Below are 1,831 nucleotides of genomic sequence, written 5' to 3' on the forward strand. Positions count from 1 at the left end.
GACCACCGCCAGAGCCTCACCGGCGCGTACTCCGTCGAGACGTGGTTCAGGACGAACACCGCGCGCGGCGGCGAGCTGGTCGGCTTCGGCTCCCGCACCGGCCGGAGCGACAAGCGCGTCCACCTGACCGACGAGGGCCGGATCGTCTTCGCCACCGGGCCCGGCGCCGGGGGCGCGCAGACCCTCACCACCGGCCTGCTCGACAGGTACGACGACGACAAGTGGCACCACGTCGTCGCCACGCAGGGCCCCGCCGGCGCGGCGTTGTACGTGGACGGCCGGCCAACGGGCACCGGGCCCGCCACGGGAGCCGTCGCGGGCGCCCAGCCGTCCGAGGGGTTCTGGCACGTCGGCGGCGACCACCTCGCCGGCCTGATCGACGAGACGGCCGTCTACCCGAAGGCCCTGACCCAGGCCCAGGTCAAGAACCACTTCGACCTGGCCAAGGCGCCCTCCGACACCGTCTCGAAGGTCACCACGACCGAGGACACGTACATCGACCAGGGCTCGCCCGGCACCGCCCACGGCACGGCGGGCTCGCTCGCGGTGCGCGGCACCCCGGCCCACGAGACGTACCTGCGCTTCGACATCCCGGCCGCCCCCGCCGGGCAGGTGCTGAAGTCGGCCTCGCTGCAGATCGAGACCTCGACCGCGGCGGGCGCCGGCACCACCGACACCGTCTCCGTGGTGCCGGTCACCGGTACCTGGAGCGGGGCCGGCACCACCTTCAAGACCAAGCCCACCCTCGGCCGGACCCCGCTGGGCACCCTGGCGGGCGTACCGGACGGCTCGGCCGTCCACACCGTGCGGCTGGACACGGCGACGCTCTCCTCGGTCCTGGGCACCAACTACGGTCTGGGCCTGACGAGCACGGGCACCGATCCGCTGTGGATCTGGTCCTCGGAGGCGGCCGCCTCGGACGCGGCGCCGCAACTGGTCCTCACCTTCGGCGCGAAGTAGCCCCGCACACCCCTCACATACGTACGGGAGCCACCCCCCATGTACCGACGCTCCGCAACGGCCGCCGTCCTGCTGGCCGCCGCCCTGACCCTGACCGCCTGCGGTCAGGGCGGGGAGGGCAGGGCCGACGCCCCGGCCGCGAAGCCCAAGCCGCCGGCCGAGTCGCCGGTCGCCGACCCGGCGGACGCCTCCGCGCCGCCCCCGACGGACGGCAAGCCGGCCGGCCCCGTCCTGCCGGACGCGAAGCTGACCCCCAGGACCGGCAGCTTCACCGAGACGGAGAAGAGGTACCTGAGCGGCCGGGTCCCCGAGAAGCAGGACCCGGCGGCGGTCCTGCAGAGCGGCCACGAATCCTGCCGGCGGGTGGAACGCACCGCGAAGCGCGATGCGGACGCGGCGGTCGGCGCCGTCGTGGCGGGGGAGATCCCGGGGGCGAAGGAAGCGATCACCTACCTGTGCCCGGAGCAGAAGCCGGTCCTCGCGGCTGCGGAGCAGGGCTTTGGCGACGGCACGAAGCGGGGGCCGGCGGCGGGTACGTACCGGGCGCTGACGCGGAGCACGACGTGCACGTGGGAGGCCCGGGGCAAGGCCGGCGCCACCCTGGCCTCGGGCCCGCCGGCCCCCGTCGAGCCCGGCGCCAGGATCACGGCCACGATCCCGCCGGGCTCGACGGAGTTCGTCTCGAGCGGCTGCTACGCCTGGGTTCCCCTTTCTTGACGCGGCCCTCGCACGGCTCTCCTTCTCAACGCGTCCCTCGCGCCGCTCAGCGCCGGCGCGCTTCCCGGGCTTCGGCCCGCTGCGCCGGACTCCGTCCGGCGGGGGCTGGTCGGGGGTGCCGCCACGGCCGTCCCGGCGGGGGCCCGGTGGGCGG

The 1,831-nt window shown here is 75.3% G+C and carries 2 protein-coding genes; both read left to right on the plus strand.

The window, feature by feature from the left end:
- Positions 1–960 (plus strand): CBM96 family carbohydrate-binding protein (locus ACWGDE_RS38625; RefSeq protein ID WP_453393763.1); only part of this gene is annotated, 960 nt, incomplete at its 5' end.
- Between the two features lie 39 nt (positions 961–999).
- Positions 1,000–1,677, plus strand: a complete 678-nt coding sequence (locus ACWGDE_RS38630) for a hypothetical protein (protein WP_453393764.1) — start codon at positions 1,000–1,002, stop codon at positions 1,675–1,677.
- The last annotated feature ends 154 nt before the right edge of the window (positions 1,678–1,831 follow it).

Source organism: Streptomyces sp. NPDC054956, assembly GCF_053609185.1.

What these genes read in the sequence shown, in the direction of transcription:
- ACWGDE_RS38630 (WP_453393764.1), top strand. Translation starts at nt 1,000, where the DNA reads ATGTACCGACGCTCCGCAACGGCCGCCGTCCTGCTGGCCGCCGCCCTG.